The 19099-nt window shown below is 52.8% G+C and carries 13 protein-coding genes and 1 tRNA gene; 7 read left to right on the top strand and 7 right to left on the bottom strand.

Annotation, left to right across the window (positions count from 1 at the left end; translation table 11 throughout):
* Nucleotides 1-235 precede the first annotated feature (235 nt).
* The 5 genes from ACTRW9_RS13905 to ACTRW9_RS13885 all read left to right on the top strand — a co-directional run bounded on the left by ACTRW9_RS13905 (nucleotide 236) and on the right by ACTRW9_RS13885 (nucleotide 7126).
* On the top strand, nucleotides 236-640 hold the full coding sequence (locus ACTRW9_RS13905) for a YqaA family protein (RefSeq protein ID WP_442429800.1): 405 nt from the start codon (nucleotides 236-238) through the stop codon (nucleotides 638-640).
* Nucleotides 641-652: 12 nt separating this feature from the next.
* Nucleotides 653-2065: an ArnT family glycosyltransferase gene (locus tag ACTRW9_RS13900; RefSeq protein ID WP_442429799.1), complete on the top strand. Its 1413-nt coding sequence runs from the start codon at nucleotides 653-655 to the stop codon at nucleotides 2063-2065.
* A 431-nt stretch (nucleotides 2066-2496) separates the two neighbouring features.
* Complete coding sequence (locus tag ACTRW9_RS13895) at nucleotides 2497-3927, top strand: HlyD family secretion protein (protein WP_442429798.1); 1431 nt, start codon at nucleotides 2497-2499, stop codon at nucleotides 3925-3927.
* Nucleotides 3928-4054: 127 nt separating this feature from the next.
* On the top strand, nucleotides 4055-5464 hold the full coding sequence (locus ACTRW9_RS13890; RefSeq protein ID WP_442429797.1) for a TolC family protein: 1410 nt from the start codon (nucleotides 4055-4057) through the stop codon (nucleotides 5462-5464).
* The gene (locus ACTRW9_RS13885; protein ID WP_442429796.1) at nucleotides 5465-7126 is read left to right on the top strand and encodes an ABC transporter ATP-binding protein; all 1662 of its coding nucleotides are present in this window, start codon (nucleotides 5465-5467) and stop codon (nucleotides 7124-7126) included.
* Between the two features lie 183 nt (nucleotides 7127-7309).
* Here the strand turns inward: ACTRW9_RS13885 and ACTRW9_RS13880 are convergent, their stop codons facing one another.
* The 7 genes from ACTRW9_RS13880 to ACTRW9_RS13850 all read right to left on the bottom strand — a co-directional run bounded on the left by ACTRW9_RS13880 (nucleotide 7310) and on the right by ACTRW9_RS13850 (nucleotide 17532).
* The gene (locus ACTRW9_RS13880; protein WP_442427296.1) at nucleotides 7310-7645 is read right to left on the bottom strand and encodes a P-II family nitrogen regulator; all 336 of its coding nucleotides are present in this window, start codon (nucleotides 7643-7645) and stop codon (nucleotides 7310-7312) included.
* Nucleotides 7646-7676: 31 nt separating this feature from the next.
* On the bottom strand, nucleotides 7677-10928 hold the full coding sequence (locus ACTRW9_RS13875) for a DUF2309 domain-containing protein (RefSeq protein WP_442429795.1): 3252 nt from the start codon (nucleotides 10926-10928) through the stop codon (nucleotides 7677-7679).
* Nucleotides 10929-10976: 48 nt separating this feature from the next.
* The gene (locus ACTRW9_RS13870; RefSeq protein ID WP_442429794.1) at nucleotides 10977-12155 is read right to left on the bottom strand and encodes a hypothetical protein; all 1179 of its coding nucleotides are present in this window, start codon (nucleotides 12153-12155) and stop codon (nucleotides 10977-10979) included.
* 79 nt (nucleotides 12156-12234) lie between these two features.
* Nucleotides 12235-13926, bottom strand: a complete 1692-nt coding sequence (locus ACTRW9_RS13865) for an NADH-quinone oxidoreductase subunit 5 family protein (RefSeq protein WP_442429793.1) — start codon at nucleotides 13924-13926, stop codon at nucleotides 12235-12237.
* Between the two features lie 144 nt (nucleotides 13927-14070).
* On the bottom strand, nucleotides 14071-14364 hold the full coding sequence (locus ACTRW9_RS13860; protein WP_442427300.1) for a helix-turn-helix transcriptional regulator: 294 nt from the start codon (nucleotides 14362-14364) through the stop codon (nucleotides 14071-14073).
* Between the two features lie 489 nt (nucleotides 14365-14853).
* Nucleotides 14854-17106, bottom strand: coding sequence for a catalase/peroxidase HPI (gene katG / locus ACTRW9_RS13855; protein ID WP_442429792.1), 2253 nt, complete (start codon nucleotides 17104-17106; stop codon nucleotides 14854-14856).
* 350 nt (nucleotides 17107-17456) lie between these two features.
* Nucleotides 17457-17532, bottom strand: a tRNA-Ala gene (locus tag ACTRW9_RS13850).
* A 212-nt stretch (nucleotides 17533-17744) separates the two neighbouring features.
* Between ACTRW9_RS13850 and ACTRW9_RS13845 the strand changes: the two genes are divergently transcribed.
* Together ACTRW9_RS13845 and ACTRW9_RS13840 are read left to right on the top strand one after the other, a co-directional pair.
* The gene (locus ACTRW9_RS13845) at nucleotides 17745-18413 is read left to right on the top strand and encodes a DUF502 domain-containing protein (protein ID WP_442427339.1); all 669 of its coding nucleotides are present in this window, start codon (nucleotides 17745-17747) and stop codon (nucleotides 18411-18413) included.
* A complete protein-coding gene (locus ACTRW9_RS13840) occupies nucleotides 18410-19093 on the top strand; it encodes an RluA family pseudouridine synthase (protein ID WP_442429791.1) in 684 nt (227 codons plus the stop codon). Before ACTRW9_RS13845 ends, ACTRW9_RS13840 begins: the two co-directional genes overlap by 4 nt.
* Nucleotides 19094-19099 lie beyond the last annotated feature (6 nt).

Genomic DNA, 19099 nt, shown 5'->3' with positions numbered 1-19099 from the left:
CATAGCTCGCAAAAGTCCACTGTTTCTTGTTGGGATTATTTCTCCATTTTAAAACGGGCCGAATCCGTTTTCCCCGGTTCAGTACCTGGAGGCTCTACAAAAACGAATTCAATTCCAGTACCATTGGTTCTCTCAACAGGTTTGTATTCAGCTCGCTGATATTCAAACGTTTTTCACAATTTTGCATTTTAAGAGTACGCATTTGGAATCGCTTATAGAATGGAATTATCTGGGGATGTTTACCGCCGCGTTTCTCGCGGCAACAATTCTCCCTTTGTGTTCCGAGGTGGTTCTGAGCGCCCTCCTGTTGAACGGCCTGACACCCTCGGTCCTGGTTGCCGTTGCCACCCTGGGCAACGTGCTGGGTTCCGTCGTGAATTACGGGCTGGGGTACGGAGGCACCAAATTATTCAAACGAAATTTTTCCAGTACTTCAAAAAGAGAAAATGATACCGCACTGGCAAGGTACCAAAAGTATGGCACCACTTCCCTCCTCTTTGCGTGGGTCCCGGTGATCGGCGACCCCCTCACCGTCGCGGCGGGAGTGTTGCGCGTGAACCTTCCCACGTTTCTACTGCTGGTTACGATCGGAAAACTGGGGAGGTACGTGGTGATCACTTACATTACCCTGAATAGCTGACCGGGACCGGACATGCCAGATCAAGAGGTTTCTCCAGATACATCACGCCACGGGATAATTCTGGTCCTGGCTGTATTGAGCTTTCTTCCCACTCTTTTCCTTCCATACATGGGTGAGGAAGGTGTTTATACCATCACCTCGATGGAAATGGCTCATCGCAGCGAGTGGCGGACTCCCACCTTTTACGGGGAACCCTATCCGCGCCCTCCCCTCATGAACTGGCTGGTGATTCCCCTCGCCCACATTACGGGGTGGGAGAACGTCCTGGTTGCATCGCGCCTAGTGTCGGCTCTGGCTACGGTGGGGACGGGATGTCTCCTCTTTGCATTTGTCTCGCGAGTTTATCGCAACAGCCGACTTGCTTTTATGAGCACCCTGTTTTTCTTTTCAGGCGACGTCCTGTTTTTTCGCGGCTGGCTCGCTTACGCCGATCCGCTGTTCGGATTTTTTGTTTTTCTCGCCGTAGCCTCGTTGATTTTGGCGGTGCATGAAAACCGTGTTGAATTTTTAATCGGAGTTGCGTTTGGGTTGGCGGGATCGTTTTTAACCAAGGCGGTGACCGGATATGTTTTTTATGCCGTCTCTCTCGGCGTGGTTTGCACCTTCAATAAACAGGGACGTAAATTCCTCTTAAAGCCCACATCGATCCTCATACATGCCCTTGTCCTGATGGTTCCTGTGCTCTGGTTGGGGTGGGCCGAGGGGGCCGGGTCCCTACCTGCGATGATACAGCTGGTTGTGGACAAGCTGACCGGGTTGGGCTCTCCATTTTCCCCAGTCTCGTATTTGGGGGAACGCTTCGCATTTTTAACCGAGAGTTTTATCGTCTTGCTACCGGGAAGTGCGATCATGATTTTGTTGATATTTCAAAACCGCACTCTGCCCTCTTTAAAAGATAAATCTTTGGCAAGAATTGTAGCGTGGCTCGTATTTTTGAATTACCTTCCTTACCTTTTTGCACTCTCAACCAACATCCGTTACATCCTGCCCCTCTATCCGTGGTGCGCGCTGTTGTTTGCTCTGTTGGTGTCGAAACCGGAAGGACTCCCTCTTCGCAAGTGGATGGTTCCTCTTTTCAGCGTGATGGTTGCCATGAAACTGGTGTTCATGACCGGCGCCTTTCTCTGGTACAAAACGAATGGTCATCTGGATGCCTATCCCAACGCCGCGCGGCAGGTGATGGCCGCTACAGGATCCCATCCTCTGTATGTCGTCGACTCTTCCTCTCTCGGACTCAGCGTGACCGCACACATCGACAGCCTGGGGTTTCCAAAGCCTCCCTTGACAAAACCCGGCCCGGGTTGGACGGATGCCTTTGTGCTCGCACGCGAATACCAGTTCCCGAATGACCGGGTGGTGGCCACCTACCCTTTGCCCGGGGGAACCCTATACCTGCGGTGCCGCGGAACGGCCTGCCCAAAATAATCGTCCCAATCCACAACTTTCTAAAAGCCCTTGAAGGCGAATCAAAATTTGTTTGCTGTACTTAAGAAAACATATTTCATAATTATGAAAATCGCCATCCACAAATCTTTAAGGGCGTTCCCAAAACAGGATTTCTCTCTAAAGAAGAAAGGACCCGGGCATATGAATTATTTTTTTTATATTGAGTTTTTACTACTTAATCCAATTGGACTATAATAGACGCATTCGACTAAAGGCACATTACTTGACTCGCTTCGCAGCAGAGGGTGCTTCCTGTTCATACCCTGGCCTCAATTAAACGGGTTTGATAAAAGCATTGGCGCTAAACCCACCTGCTTTCTGGAGCGATCACACTCAAAGCAAAACCTCCTTTTTATGTGGAGGTTTTATTGGTATAGAACCAACCGTTTTCTTATTCGTCAGGAATGGCCATGAGCAATTCTGGAACGAATTCACACCGCTCCCCGGAAGGACTGGGTCTGGAAACAGGACCTTTTTCTCCGCAAATTCTGGTGGAAGATGACCAGAGGCAGTCCCCTTCCTTAGTCAAAGTTCCCAAACGGCTGGCTGGATGGGCCCGGGTGACCGTATTGGTCTTTCTTATTTTTGCCGCTTTTGTCATTTTCGTTCCCTGGACCCAGACCATTACCATTCAAGGCCAACTGTCCGCCTACCACCCGGAGCAACGTCCTCAGAAAATTCATTCCAGGATCAATGGAAGAATTCTGGAATGGAAAGCGAACGAGGGGGTCCATGTGGCCAAAGGACAAATTGTCCTCAAACTTGGTGACATCAATCCTAATTTCATGGCACCGGACCTCATCAAGCGCCTGGACCAGTCCCGCCGGGCACTGGAAGAGCAAAGGAACGCTTCCCTTGAGCAGGCCCGGCACCTGGAGGGGCGAGCGGAAGAAATGGCCCTTCTCGTCGAAGCCGCCCTTTCCAAAGCCGAAGCCAGAATCTCGGAAGCGGAGAACAAAATCCACAATATTGAACAATTGATCCCACCCGCCAGGGGCGCAGTTGAAACCGCCAGGCTGAACCTGGCACGGTCCCGAAAACTGGAGGAGAAGGGTCTGCTGTCGCGGCGGGAACTCGAACTTGCCATCCAGAAAATGACGGAAACGGAAGCGGAACTGAGAGCGGCGGAGGCGGTATTGAGGGAAGCCCGGAATGCCCGGCAGGCTCTGGTTTTCGACCGGGAAAAAATCCAGGCCGAGCTTACCCAGACCTTGCTGGATATCCGGTCAAAACGGGCCTATGTGCTGAGCCACGTTTCCAAGATCGCCAGTGATCTTGCGGATCTTGAATTGAAACGATCCAACGCCTTCCAGAGAAACCAGGCCGGACACGTGGTGGCTCCGTTTGAGGGAACCATTGTCCGCCTTTCCGCTTTGGGTCCGGGGGAAATCGTCCAGGAAGGTGACCTGTTGTTCACATTGGTTCCCAAAAGCACTTCGCCCGCAGTGGAAATGTGGGCCAATTCCATCGATGCGCCCCTGCTCCGGGCGGGGCACAATGTCCGTCTGCTCTTTCAGGGAGTGCCGGCCATCCCGCTTCCAGCCTGGCCCGAACTGATGGCGGGAACCTATGACGGGCGCATCAAGGTGGTTGACAAGGCGGTCAGTTCCAATGGCGATTTCCGCTTGTGGGTGGTGCCTGATACCGACCGGCGCCGTTGGCCGCCACAATGGCAGGTGCGCCCCGGCACCAACGTGAAAGGCTGGGTCATGTTGAATCGTGTGCCTCTGTGGTACGAAATCTGGCGCCGAATCAATCTCTTTCCACCCGATTATAAAGTCCAAAACAACAAACGCTTTTTAGAAACCATCCTTCCCAAGGCAGGAAGGCCAAGGAAATAATGTTATGGAATTACGGCAATCCCGGTTTATTTCCAGAACCATTAAAAACCCGTTTGCTGGTAAACCTGTAAATCTGAAATTGATGGTTTTGATATGGATGTTAGGGGCGCCGGTCCCGGTTTCCCCCTTGTGGGCAAACGATATCGTACTGACTTCCCCGAAATTGGAATCCGGGTCGATTTTGACCATGGAGGCGATATTTGAAGGTCTGGAAGAAGGGCACCCTCTTCTGAAAAGAGCCCGGGCCAAGCGAATGATTGCCAGCGGTAAATTGCTGGAAGCCCTCGGGAAGGTGGAACCCAAACTGGTAAATGACTGGGAACTGGAACGCCTTGCCAAGGATGGCACCACCAAAAGCGTGGGGTTCAATGATACCTTTCTGGAACTCCAGCACCGCTGGGGCATTAAGGGGTTTGTTGGATTTCGCGCTGGAATCGGAGATGTGGAGGTCGCTGACCTTGGGATCGATACCACCAACCAACCCTTGATGGGCATCGTGATTCCGCTCCTTCGCGGTTTCATCAACAATCCTGAAAATGCGCAGATAGAAAAAACCTCCCTGGCGGACCGACAGGCAACGCTGGATATCCAGCAAACCCGGCAGGAGCTGTACCTCGGAGCCGCCACCCAGTACTGGAACTGGGTGGCCGCTATGAAAATCATGGCAATAAATAAAAAAGCGGTGCAGGTCGCCGAAGAACGCGTGACCCAGTTGATGGATCAGGTGGAATCCGGAGCCAGGGCTCCTTTTGACGTCATTGATGCCCGCCAGGAAACACAGCAGAGAAAAAACAATCTGATCAAGGCCAGCCGAAGTGTGGAAAAGGAGCAGTTCAAACTGGCACTTTTCATGTGGCAGGATGACGATGTAGTGGTCCCCGATAATCTCAGCGCTCCCGAATTTCCTCCCGCGCATCCGGACCTGGAATTGGTATCGTATGAAGTGGATCGTGCCGATGCCCTCTCCAAACGTCCTGAAGTGAAACAGGTGGACCTTGAGGCCGAATTCAACCAGATCGACTTGAAGGTAGCCGAGAACAAAATGCTGCCGGAACTGCTATTGGAAGCCTCACCCACCAGAAAACCCGGTGAATTTGTGCTGGGTCTGGGATACCGGTTCGGAATCCAGCTTTCAATTCCTTTCCGGCAACGCGAGGCCCGGGGTGACCTCCTCAAAGTCCGGGGGGAAGGAGAGCGTCTCAGAATGCTTCAACGATACCAGATTCAGAAAATCAAGATGGATGTGGACAATGCCCGCTCTTCCCTTCTCCGCGCACGTGAAAGAGTGGAAGTTCTACGCCAATCCCTGGATTACGCTCTGGAACTGGAGAAGGGCGAACGCACACGTTTCGAACTGGGTACGGCAAGCCTGCTTGTCGTGAATATCCGGGAGCGTAACGTCCTCAATGCACAGAAAGAATGGATCAATGCGATGTCCGATTACCAGAAGGCCCTGGCGCTTTACCATTGGGCTACCGGAAAATGGGCAAAGGGTTTGAGCCCTGATGAAACTCAGGAACCGGAGGAAAACGATTAGATGCTCAATCGGGTCCCAACTCTGAGGGAAAACCTGGATCGCCTCGGCCTGTTTTTGAGGCAGGACCGGAAAATTTTCTGGTTCATGATCATTTATGCCGGGGCGGTTGGTGTATTTTCCCTGATCATTCCTTTAACCGTCCAGGAGATGGTCAACACATTTGCCTTCGCAGTCACCCCCTTCATGGTCGCCACACTGGTCGGCATCATGGCGGGGATCCTGCTATTTGCCGGAGTTTTCCGTGTCCTCCAGTTTTATGCAACGGATATTGTCGAACGTCGATTGTTTGTCCGTGTGACGCTGGCACTCGCCAGGGTATTGCCGCGCTTCAAGATGGATGATTTCCGCGCTTACAACATCAATCAGTTTTTCGAACTGGTGTTTCTCCAACGGGCTTTTTCCAGTTTATTCGTGGACCTCACGAACGTTTTCGTCAGTGGAATCATCGGAATGATCCTGCTTGTCCTGTATCATCCCTATTTCATCATCTTCGACATTTTCCTGGTTTTAGCCATCGTCGTGATCGCGGTGCTGGGCAAGGGCGGCCTGCGCGACACTCTGGAAATGTCGGACGCCAAATACGCCACCTTCCGCTGGTTTCAAAATATTGCGGAAAACCTTCTCCATTGCAAATCCATCGATTGCTCATCCATTATCCAGAAACGCGCTGATCATTTGGCATCGGCGTACGTACAGTCCCGAGAAAGCCGGTTCCGCGCATTGCTGAGACAATATATCGGTTCCATCATACTCCAGGTTGTGATCCATTCAGGATTGCTTGGAACAGCGGGCTGGTTGTTGAGTCAGGATGAACTGACGGTGGGGCAACTGGTTGCCGCGGAAGTGGTGGTGGCCAGCCTGCTGCTCAACATGGAGCAGGTGATAAAGCGGTTTTATGTCATCTTTTATTTTTTCACCGCACTGCACGAACTGGAGCACCTGTTCTCCTCACCCCAGGATGAACTTGAAGGCGGATCCGAGCTCATCATTCCGAAATCCAGCGTCAAGCAGCTGCACCTTCAATGCAACGATTTGAGTTGGGCTATTGGCACGGAAAACAATATCAAAAGCATTCCATTTGAAGCACAGCCGGGAGAAAAGTGGGCCGTCATTTGTCCCACTGAATTCGTCTGCCATCGCGTTTCCCGGATTCTGGCCGGCCTGGCACCGGTTTCACATGGAACGGTTTTGTATAACAAAATGGATGTAAGAAGCCTTGCGCCAAGCCAGGTTTACGCCCACCGCAGCGTAATGTTCCATATGTATTTTACGCTGTTTGAAGGGACGATTACGGACAACATCACGATGGGACGGCCCGGGATCAGTTCCCAGGATTTGGTATGGGCTTTACAAGTCACGCAACTGAGGAGTGAACTGGACAGACTGCCCCATGGCCTGGAAACCCCCGTTTATGATGAGGGTCAGGACATTCCTCCCAGCCTCCGGGTACAGATTTTACTCGCGAGAGCCATTATCACACGCCCGCCCCTGTTGATTTTGGAAGGGGCATTGCATGAAGTACCGAATCAAAACCGGAAGCTCATCCTCGAAAACCTTTGCTCTCCAGACCATCCTTGGACGCTCGTTATCGTCACCGCCGATCCCAACATCAAGGACTTCACTGAAAATCAAATGTCTCTTCCGGAACTCCAGCTACTATAAACTACCACCTATGGGTCCATGCAAACGCGCGACTGAAAAAGAGGGGATAGGGGGGCAGGGTGTCTCTGGGTGGAGAGTCCTCAGAAGGCAATCATCGGGAAAGTCCTATTTCCGGCTACAAGCAACGGCTCGAACTCATTCCCGGGTGGGACTGGATATTCTCGTTTTTGTCCACAAAATTCGCTATGAATCCTTGGGGGCAAAATGGTCCCTTCGAAGCACACTGGCCTCCAGCACGAAAACCCCTCCTGAGTGACGCTCCAGAAACGGTTTGAGGGCGGAGAGAATGGGATCCAGTTTCTCTTCCGGCACGATGGTGAGGACCATCTGCAAACTGCTGGTGTCATTGAACATCAGATGGCCTTCATGAAAGCCGTGATGCCCTTTTCCTGAAATGTTGCTGAAAATCGTATAACCGCTGGCTTTAATGCGATCCAGGACATCTGTCACAAAATGAAGATGCTCTCCCTCGACAATGATTTTTATTTCTTTCATTGGATGAAGTTCAATACCACTCATGATGCCTCAATCCTCCCAAACAAATTGGTTTTTATTGAACTGGCTCCCAATCGTCAGGCGATTGAAAGAGAAAAAACTCCATGCTATCGGGATCCAGAGCAACGAGATGAATCCATTGATTTCGTAACATTTCCTGAAGAAATTCATGTCGCACCATGACATCCGTGATTTTTTTCGGGGGAGCCTCAATCACAGCGAATAGTCGCATGGGCTCATGATAGGGCTTGTCCCCATCATAAACCGTTTGGATGGGAAGTCCAATACATAGATCGCTTTGGGTTCCGTACATGACTCCCAGGCGGCCCACCACGTTGTGGTAAACCTTGCTGCCGCTCCCGTACACCTCGGGATCCACGGTGGAAAAATAATGCTCCATGTTGATCCAGTTGCCGACGATCATCGGGGCGGTCATGATGATCTCCAGATACTTTCCATTGGGGTCCTGACTGTGGTCATAGGAATGCAGAAAAGCCCGTCCTTCCAGATTGATCCCCTGGGTCAACAGGCGACGCCCCGCAATGAAGGCCGTATGCCCGGAAAGCCCCCATTCCGGCCGGACCTGCGACCAGTCCACGCTCCGTTTCTTTGTCAGATCCAGCGCTCGGTATTCCCCTTTCCTTTTGGGCTCGTCCGGAAATCGGCCCAGTCGTTCCCGGCTGTTGTTTTCACCTGCTTGCCTGAGGTCTTTCTGAAGCCTGAGCAAATCCTTTCGATGGGTTGCCGGAACGTCTTCCAAGTCAAACAGTTTAACCGCATCCGTGGTCGTGTCGTGCTGACCTGGAAGAAAATGCGTATCCGGCGGAATCACCAGGCCCTTTTCGGCCAGCATCTGCCGGACCTGGGGTTTGTTCGCCATGACCGCCAGGGTTCTGGCGTTGGAGACCCCGTGGTTGCCGCCGCAGGCCCCGCAATCCAGGGCGGATTCGTAGGGATTGTTGTCGGATGTGCTGCCATGCGCACAAAGCAGGACGAGCCGGGCAAATGTTTTCGTGAATCCCATGATTCTCAGGGCCGTTTCCACAAAATGGGCCTGCTCCGTTACCGTAAACCCGGTCTGTGTGATTCGGTGCATCCGATGGGCCACGTCCCGCTCGGTAATATCAAAATCATTTCTGAGCACCTGAATAAATTTCTCCAGGTCGTATTCTGTCCAGCGCAACAACCGAAGCAATTCGGAATTTCCGTTGGATTCGCCGGAATTTTCCTGCATTGCCAGTTGACGCAATCGTTCAATCTGGTCATGAGGAACGGCGGCACCTCTCCGGCCATACCGCTCTATCAATAATTTATAAATGGCCGCCCGGTGCTGGGACGCGACCATTTCCTGGGCTTCTTCGCGGCTGATCTTGTCCACGGTCAGCGTGGTGTTCAAGGGTACGTCAAACGGGTCTTTTACCATCGATATAAAAGACTTGTACAGTTTGGGATGCAGGGTTTGGCCGAAAAGCTTGAACCCATAAAACCAGCCAATCGCTTCCACCATGACATAGGGCGTGATCACGTTCTCCTTGAGTTCTTCAAGCAGCGCATTGCCGGTCTTGGCGAGTTTCTGCCGGACCAGGGCTTTTTCTGCATCCCAGCCCTGGTAGGCGCGGGGGATTTCCCTGACGATGTGTTTTGGTTTTAGAAGGACCGGGCATTGATCCGTTTGCTGTTCGCTGGAAAATCCCTGATAACAAATCGGGACCCCAAAGAAGCCGGCGAATCCAAACGTTTCGTTCCCACCCACTTCTTCAAGATGCCTCCTGAAACCCTCGGAACGAACATCAATACAAAAAACCGCCTGGGCCAGTGGCCTCGATTCCTGGGCTTTTTCCTCCGCCGAATCGTCCTTGCCCAGTTTTTTAAGATTGGGGGAAATCTGTTTGGCAAATTCTTTGAGATAGCTGGATTCAAATGCCTCGAGCCATATGGGTCCGTGCCGGGATTCCGGGAACTCCTCGATCCAATCAAACAACGTGGTCAATGCCTCCGGTGTGCTTTTCAGAAATTCCTGAACCGGAAGGGCCAGAGATCGGGCCAGGTGCAAAATGACGAGGGCTTGAACATCCGTTTCCTGCTGTTGCCGGATTCGTTCCCATTTTGCAATCAATTCCGGATCACACCGGTCAAGAACGTCGATTCTCAACGGATTTTGAATGAACAGGGATGCATTCAGGCTGCCTTCCAGTTCATCCGGAAGGCCGCGCAATTGGAATTCCTTATAGAGGCCGTACCCAATGGAATGATTTTTCAGGTAGGATTGTATCGCTTCATAGTTTCCGGGGATCCCCAGTTTATCTTCACACGCCAGTGCCACAAATTCCCGCTCATAAAACATGCGGACAGCCATATACTGGACCAGGTCGATGGGAAAAGACTGCTGCCATTCATAGTCCGTCTGGTCCGCCCGCCATTTGATGAACCCGGTCCAGCCGGACATACGGGTCAACTTCAACGTGAAATAGTTACTCCACAATTCCTTGGGAAGCTTCATCAAATTCAAGCTTTCCAAAATGGAGTCCTCAGGCCGGTCCGGCAACCCCCGGATTTTGGCCTGCCAATTTGAAATTCCCAGAATGGCACCCGTTGATTCATCCTGGGCTAATTCTTTCCATCCATTATAAAAAGTTTTTTCGCGGCACGGCATGTGCCAGGAAGCATGCCCTTCATCGAGAAACCCCGCACACCATTTGATGAACTCATTGTTTATCTGGTCCTGCACGGTGGTCCCCAGGGAATGATCGCACCATTCTCCCATGGTGTACTTTGTTCCAATATCCTCCTGCTCCTGGCAACCGTGCTCGGTCAGGAACGATCCCTGCTGCCGCTTTTTTGTTAACTCCTGAATTTTTTCAACTAGGTTCCTCACCCCTGGCTGGTCCAGGGAGGTCTTCAATACCGCAGAACTCACATCCGGCGCGACTTTTCCGGTGCCGTGAATGAGGAGGGTTTTTAAAACTTCCTGATGGGAAAGTTTCCGGTCGCCAATTGCGATCACCGTATCCTGCGACACGTCTTTCAAGGCATCCTTAACCGCCTTTTCAGATATCCGGCCCTCTTTGAAGTAATTCCGGTACTCTGTATTGCACAGATAACCACGGCCTCCAAAAACCCGCTCACCCTCCTTGATTGCCTTTTCAAAGGACAATTCCTCCAATCCATGAAGCGGATTGTGGTGGATGAAGGTTTTCATCGGCCAGAAAAACGAGATCGTTTCACCCGCCAAATTAACGAGTGAACGCAATTCCATCCGCTGCAATTCACTGGGCGCAACCTTTTCTTTGACTTCAAGGCGATTCATGGCTTGGGCTAGCTGACCTCCAAAAAATTATTTATTGAAAAGAGCGTGCTAGTGGATCATCCCACTGTACGCTGCAAAAATTAACAAAGCCGATACCGCAAAAAACTCTCCTTTTCGCAGGTCCGTATAGGGCACGTCCGAGCGTACCTTGCCAAAAGCAGTTTGATGAAGCATCCGCGAGAAATACCATCCCCCTCCCAACCAGACCACAAGAAATGTGATCAACAGTATGGCGATTCCCCCACCCTGCGTTGCCGTTGTTTCCATGAACCTCAATCCGGAAAAAGTTGAAAACAGCGGGAGAAACATGGCGAAACTCACGAGAAAAACCATGACCATGCCAAACCGGGGCATGGGGGAGGCCAGACCTGGAAGTTTCCCCAGGATATTCCAACCATAACGCTGGCGGACAAAAGAAAACGCGAGGATGACGCCCCCCATCAAAAGGGCTACGGCCACCCCAAAGGGGATTCCCCATTCAGGGAAACTGGAAAACACGTCCAGCAACCCCCAGACCAGGGCCACATGAGCCACAGTGGCGGAGGCCACAAACAAGTTGCTTTTCGGCTGGCCAAGACAGGCCATGGAAGCATAAACCGCGCTTGCCAAAGCAAGCAGGCTAACCCCGGAAAGCATTTCAGGAGTGAGGAGGGAATGGATCCCGTTCAATTCTGAAAGTCCGATGGCCAGCCACAAGACAATCCAAAAGCTGGACAGAGTCCCTTTCGCATTCTCAATCACTGCCACGAAGGGAAGATGAAATGGGGCCAGCGGCAGGAAGGTCACGGCAAGGAAAAGACCCGCAAACAAACTCAGGGGGTTCCCAAGAAAAATGGAACTGATGGCCAGGATGACCGCAACCACCAGATGGGGAAAGACCAGTTTTTCCCTGATCGAATTGCTTTTTCCACGATTGAATGTGGTGAGAACGTAACCCAAAAGGCCGATTAGAAAAAGCCTGCCCACCAGACCCTGGTGACACAGGACACCCAGGCCCAGACCCAAAACAATCAGGATCGAAGCACTCACGTTGGCAGGCTCGACCTTATCACCCTGACCCAGAATGGAACAAAACCCGGAGAGCAGCACCGCACCTGTCAAAAGGAGGACCGGCGGTTCCATGCCAAATGCAGACTGCATCAAGACCATTCCGCCAGCCAGAAAAACAACCACTGCCAGCCCCATGATCTTGAGCCTGACGGGTGAAATGCGCGAAGCCTGCCACACCACCCCCAGAACCACTGGGATCAGCACCAGTATTATTGAAATGAAATTATCTAAAATCATTTTGATTTCCGATTGTATTTTAAAAACGGTGAGCTACCTTTTGAGCCCATCGCAACAGGTGACTGCCACACCGCGCATAGAAAAGGTCCAGGTAAACCCGATTGACCAAAAGGATGTACATATGGTTGCGAATAGAGAGCACCCAGTTCTTGACGAAAATGGACTGGCCGCGGGAATTTGTATAAATGACAACCCAACCAAAAATGATGAGGAGCGTGGCCAGCAATACGACTGTGTCAAAAACTTTGGGATTGAAGGCCGCCGCCTTGAAGAACCCGGCAGCCATACCCGGCTCATGATAAATAAAATGCGTGAACGCCTCACCGGCCCATAGGTATATGAACACAATGAAAAACAGGGAGCCGATCATCGCACTGACAACAGCCCATGAACCCACCGGGTAAATCCGGTACAAACTGAACATGGCCTGAGAGGCCGTCACCCAGGCGAAAAAGAGGAAGATGACGGTCCCATTGGCATCCTCCAACGGGACATTCAAAACGTCGTGGGCCAGCATCAGAATGATAAGCGGCATGACCAGGGTAAGGACCAGCCCCGTATACCAGGACAATTGGTTGGGAGCCCTCACCGGCTCGTGCTCCGACTCATGCGGAAACTCGGGTTCTTCCCGCGCATCATGAATGCCCTGCCCTGCCCGTAAAAACAGGGTCGCCTTGAAGAGCCCATGGGCGATCAAATGAAAGATTGCCAGCGCAAAGGCGCCCAGCCCGCATTCCATGATCATGTAGCCCATTTGCCCCATGGTCGAAAAACCCAGGGTCTTCTTGATATCATTCTGGACCAGCATCATGGAAGCCCCGAGCAGCACCGTCAAAACCCCAACCAAGAAAACCACATGAAGCGTTGTTGGCGAGAGAGCGTAAAAAGGGGCAAGCCGGTTCAGTAGAAATCCGCCCGCATTTACGATTCCCGCATGCATGAGGGCGGAAACCGGTGTGGGTGAATCCATGGTATCCGGCAACCATACATGCAGGGGAAACTGCGCCGACTTCGCCATGGCGCCCACAAAAATGAGCAAACTGATTACAGAGACCGCGTTGACATCAAGAACGTTTCCGGGTAGCAGGGAAATCGTCTGGGTCTGCCTGGCCGCCCGGAACAACTCGGAAAACTCAAGAGTCCCGAAATACCTGTAAGCAAGGAAAATCCCGAATAGAAAGCATACGTCGCCGACTCGATGCACGATAAAAGTCTTAAACGCGTTTTTCCTCGCATCCGGATGAGAATAATTAAATACGAGGATGAGATAGAGTGCCCAGCTCAACAGAGACCAGAACACAAACAACATGAACAGGTTTGAACTGGAAACAAGGGAAAGGATTACAAAAGTTATAAAACTCAACAGGGCGAAAAACCGGACATAACCGGGGTCGCCTTCCAGATAACGGATCGAGTAAACATGAATGACGGTACTGACACTGGTGATCAAGACCATCATGACAGCCGTGAGGCGATCGATCAGCAGACCCAATTTGAATACCGAGGCTCCATCGGAATCCAAAGGCCACAATGCGATATTAACAGGCCCCTGGGTACTCACCTGGTAAAGAGTCCAAACTGAAATAAAAAACGCGCTCGTTGTTGCGACAACCCCCACCCTGGCCACATTGGATTTCATGCGCTCGCCGAAGAAACCGATGAGGACTGCCGCCAGAAGCGGGAAGATAATAATAAGTATTGGAATTGTCATTGGGTAATTATTGTCCTTAGCCCGGTAAAGCCTTCAAATCATGAAAAACTTTTCAGGTTCAATAATTAATATTATTTGAGCAGGATTCGGCTCTTGCCTACCTCACTAAAATGATCGACTACCGGATTGATAATTCGCGTCATGTTATTTATTGATCAACCGGATCAGGTCCTGGACCTTCCGATGCTTTTCTATTGAATGCCGCAAAGGCTTGCGGCTGAAAACCTTGTATACGTTTCTTCTTCCATCTCGATGGTGCTCCAGGTATCCGTCCGCCTCCAGCTCCACGATAATGCGCTGAACTGCACGTTCCGTGATTCCAACTTCATCCGCCAGGTCCCGTATGCGTTCAGACGGGTTTTTGGCAAGGCACAAAAGAACGTGCGCATGATTCGTTAAGAACGTCCACGACGGGGTAGCTATTTTTCTTGTGCTCATCTTAGAAATAATCAAATTTTCTAATAATTTAACCTGTGACCATTAGCTAGAAAAATTTCGATTTTTTAATAGAGGAAGCACGATACACGAAATCGAATTCGTTAGTCAACACCTAATTCAAAAAATTATTTTCAATTCGTTTTTTCTGATTTGAGCTGTAGGAGAAAGGACGAAAACATCTCCTTCAGACGAATCGAATCAAGGCGTGATTTAAAAATGGCTTTGCCGGGCAAACGGACAATCAGATTTTAAACGAGAGCATCTCAACCCACTTTGTAAAAAAACATAAACAAAAAGGGCGGCGGTTCCGGCAGATGATCGGATCATCGCCAAAACATGCCGCCCTTCCAGTCATCAGTGAAGTTGGGAGAGGTTGAACCCCGTAGCCCCTGGATATAGATCACACCAGGTTTGCTGGCCGGCCGAAGGCCCGGAATTCATACCATTTCACCGGGTCATTGATCGACTTTAGTTTCATGCCAAACCTGGCTAGTTGCGAAGACTGATCCTCAGGGGTCCATTTTTGTCAAAACGATCGAGGTTCATCACCTTCGTCCACGCAGCAACAAAGTCGAGCACAAACGCCGCATTCGAATCTTCGAATGCATAATATTCCGCTACCGCCCGCAACTCGGAATTCGACCCGAAAACAAGGTCAACGGGAGTGGCGGTCCATTTGAGCTTGCCCGTCCTGCGATCGCGTCCTTCATAAACTCCTTCGGAGCCGGTCGACTTGGTCCACTTAGTGGACATGTCGAGCAGGTTCACGAAAAAATCGTTGTTCAACGTTCCGGGCCGGTCGGTAAACACACCATGCCGCGATTGCCCGGCATTGGCATTGAGGCCCCGCATGCCGCCCACCAGAACGGTCATTTCAGGAACGCTCAGATTCAGCAGGTCCGCCCGGTCCACCAGCATTTCTGCCGGCGATAAAGGGTTGCCCTCACCATAGAAATTGCGAAACCCGTCGGCGGTCGGCTCAAGCACCGCAAACGCATTCACATCCGTCTGCGCCTGCAAGGCGTCCGCCCGCCCCGGCTTGAAAGGAACCTGCACAGGGTGACCTGCCTTTCCTGCAGCCTTTTCGATGGCCGCCGCCCCGCCCAGAACGATCAGGTCCGCAAGGGACACCCGTTTGCCTCCCTTTTGCGAACCATTGAAATCCTGTTGAATCTTCTCGAAGGCCTGCAAAATTTTCGCCAGTTCCTCCGGGTTGTTCACTTCCCAGTTCTTTTGCGGCACAAGACGAATGCGTGCCCCGTTCGCCCCACCGCGTTTGTCGGTGTCGCGGAAGGTGGAGGCCGATGCCCAGGCGGTCCTGACCAGTTCAGGTATCGACAACCCCGACTCGAGAATCCGGGCCTTCAGTCTGGAAATATCCCCTGCGTCGATCAATTCATGATCCACCGCAGGAATGGGATCCTGCCATATTTGCTGCTCCTTCGGAACCAGCTCACCGAGATAACGTCCCCGCGGTCCCATATCCCGATGCGTCAGCTTGTACCAGGCCTTGGCAAAGGCAACCTCAAATTCCTTGGGGTTTTCCTGGAAACGTTTTGCGATACGGCGGTAAGCCGGATCGAATTTCAGGGAAAGGTCTGTCGTGAACATAATCGGAGCATGCCTTTTTGATGGATCATGGGCATCCGGCACGAGACCCGATGTGGAATCATCCTTGGGAATCCACTGAACCGCACCGCCAGGGCTTTTCGTCTGCACCCAGTCGAAGGAGAACAGGTTGTCCAGATACTGGGTCGTCCATTGGATCGGGTTGACGGACCATGCACCTTCCAGCCCGCTGGTGATGGTATCCCCGGCGTTGCCGCGTCCACAGCTGTTTTTCCAGCCGAGGCCCTGCATCTCGATGCCGGCGGCCGCGGGTTCGGGACCCACGCATTTGGACGGATCGGCGGCGCCATGGGTTTTGCCGAAGGTGTGTCCGCCTGCGATCAGGGCGACCGTCTCTTCATCGTTCATCCCCATTCGGCCAAACGTATCGCGAATGTCTTTGGCGGCGGCGACCGGATCCGGTTTTCCATTCGGCCCCTCGGGGTTGACGTAGATCAGACCCATCTGAACCGCAGCAAGGGGTTGCTCCAGTTTCCGGTCTCCGCTATAACGTTTGTCCGCAAGCCACTTGGTTTCCGGTCCCCAGTAAATCAGTTCCGGCTCCCAGTCGTCCACACGCCCCCCGGCGAAGCCGTAGGTCTTGAAGCCCATCGATTCCAGCGCAACATTCCCGGACAGGATCATCAGGTCCGCCCATGAAATCTTCCGGCCGTATTTTTGCTTGATCGGCCAAAGCAGCCGCCGCGCCTTGTCCAGGTTGGCGTTGTCCGGCCAGCTGTTGGTCGGTTCGAAGCGCTGTTGACCGCCCCCCGCGCCGCCACGGCCGTCAGCCTGGCGGTACGTGCCGGCGCTGTGCCAGGCCATCCGAATGAAAAACGGTCCGTAGTGACCGTAGTCCGCCGGCCACCAGTCCTGGGAGTTGGTGAGCAACGCATCTATGTCCCGCTTGAGCGCATTCAAGTCAAGGCTGTTGAACTCCTTCGCATAGTTGAAGTTCTCGCCCATGGGATTGGACAGAGTCGCATTCTGGCGAAGAGGCTGCAGGTTCAACTTCTCCGGCCACCAGAACTGGTTCGACTTCGCTTCGCCTCCTGCCCAGGAAGAGTTGACTTGTGTTAACAAAATCAAGGCGGTCGCCAGAGCGGCGGATATAAGATTCGTTCGTCTTAGCATGGGGCTTGAATCCTTAATGAATAAGTTAAAGTTTGGCCAAGCGGGAGCAAACGAAAGGAACAGGACCATTAACAAAAAAGAGTGACTATTTTTAAATATGGTTATGGTCTCTTTTTATTTCAATACTTCCGTAGAAAAAACGAGCTTTACAGGGATTTGAATGATTGGAGTCGGAACCCGGATGGGAAGGCCTTGAATCCCGGAGAGGCCGGGTGAATAGCGGGGAGATTTGTTTTTACTTGAAACCGGACCGGTCCGCCCCCGGTCTCCTTTAGCGGGGGAGGCGGCCTGATAAAACAAAAAAAGCCGCTGAACCCAAGCATGTTCCCATGCTGGGTCCAGCGGCACGCTGGTGGAGCTGAGGGGGATCGAACCCCTGACCTCTTGAATGCCATTCAAGCGCGCTCCCAGCTGCGCCACAGCCCCGAATTCCAGTTTTTGCGTTCGTTTTCCCCGATCTTACCAGAACTTTTCGTTCCTGCAAGCCCAATTTTTTCGGGACCTTGCCCCCTTCTCCTTCCCGCTTGCCAAGCCGCTCACCGCCTCTATATAATGAAGATCGTACCGCTTCCCGGAATCCACCCTCCGGGGGAGCGTCATCCCGGCCCGCCGGCCGTCCGATATTTTCCAGGAATTTCGTGATTACCGACTTCAAACGGCGACTTCGCAACATCTTCATCACCGGGCTCCTCGTCACCCTGCCCATCGCGTTCACCGTCTTCATCCTGAACTTCCTGTTCAAGACGCTGGACAACTGGCTGTCGCCGATGTTCACCAAACTGCTCATCTTCGCCGGCGCGCCCATCCCGCCGGACTTCCGCCTGCCCGGCCTCGGCGTCATCATGACGCTCTTGTTCATTTTCCTGATCGGCATCTTCACCAAAAACATCTTCGGCGCGAAACTCGTGCAGGTGTGGGAAACCATCGTCGAAAAAATCCCCATCGTGCGCAGCATCTACACCGGCGCCAAACAGGTGGTGACCACCATTGCGCAGACCGACACCAAGGCCTTCAGCAAGGTGGTGATGGTCGAGTTCCCGCGCAAGGGCATCTACTCGCTGGGCTTCGTGACCAACGAAACCCGCGGCGAGGTGCAGGCACTCACCGACGAAGACCTCATCAACGTGTTCGTGCCCACCACGCCCAACCCCACCTCCGGCTTCCTCGTGTTCGTGCCGAAGGAGGACGTCACCGTGCTCTCCATGACCGTCGAGGAAGGCCTCAAGTTCATCATCTCCTGCGGCATCGTCACCCCGCCGTACATTCCGGGCAAGGAAGCGGAAGCCAAACGGAACCTGCCGGTGTGAAGGATTCCGCCACCCCCGACCTCACCATCCTGTACGTGGACAACCACCTCGTCGCCGTGGACAAACCGGCGGGCCTGCTGACACAATCGGACGTACGCGGCGCGCCGAACCTGCTCGACCGGACCCGCGACTGGATCAAAAACGAATACGGCAAACCCGGCAAGGTGTACCTCGGGCTGGTGCACCGGCTGGATCGACCCGTCTCCGGCGTCGTCCTGTTCGCGCGCACGTCCAAAGCGGCGTCGCGCCTGTCGGAACAGTTCCGCAACCACACGGCACAAAAATTTTATCTGGCGTGGGTCGAAGGCGTGCCGGAAAAGGAAACCGGCCGCCTCGTGCATTATTTGAGGAAAGAGAAGTCGATGAAGGCCACGGTGTTCCCGCGGCCCACGTCGGAAGCGAAGCAGGCGGAACTGACCTACACCGTGCTGGAGAACAAAGGCGAGACCTCTTTAGTGGAGGTGGAACTGCACACCGGGCGCTTCCACCAGATCCGCGCCCAACTCGCGTTTCTCGGTCACCCGCTGGTGGGCGACGCCAAGTACCGCGCCCAATCGACTTTGCCGGAAGGCCGCATCGCCCTGCACGCTTCCAAACTGATCGTCCAGCACCCCACCACCGGCGAGCCCCTCACCCTCGAAAGCCCCGCACCCGAAGACTGGCCACTCGCCTCTGCCTGAATTGAC

This window comes from Nitrospina sp. 32_T5, from assembly GCF_052156635.1.
Taxonomy (GTDB): domain Bacteria; phylum Nitrospinota; class Nitrospinia; order Nitrospinales; family Nitrospinaceae; genus Nitrospina.
The sequence above is the reverse complement of the archived record's forward strand: the minus strand, read 5'-3'. Positions and strand labels throughout refer to the sequence as shown.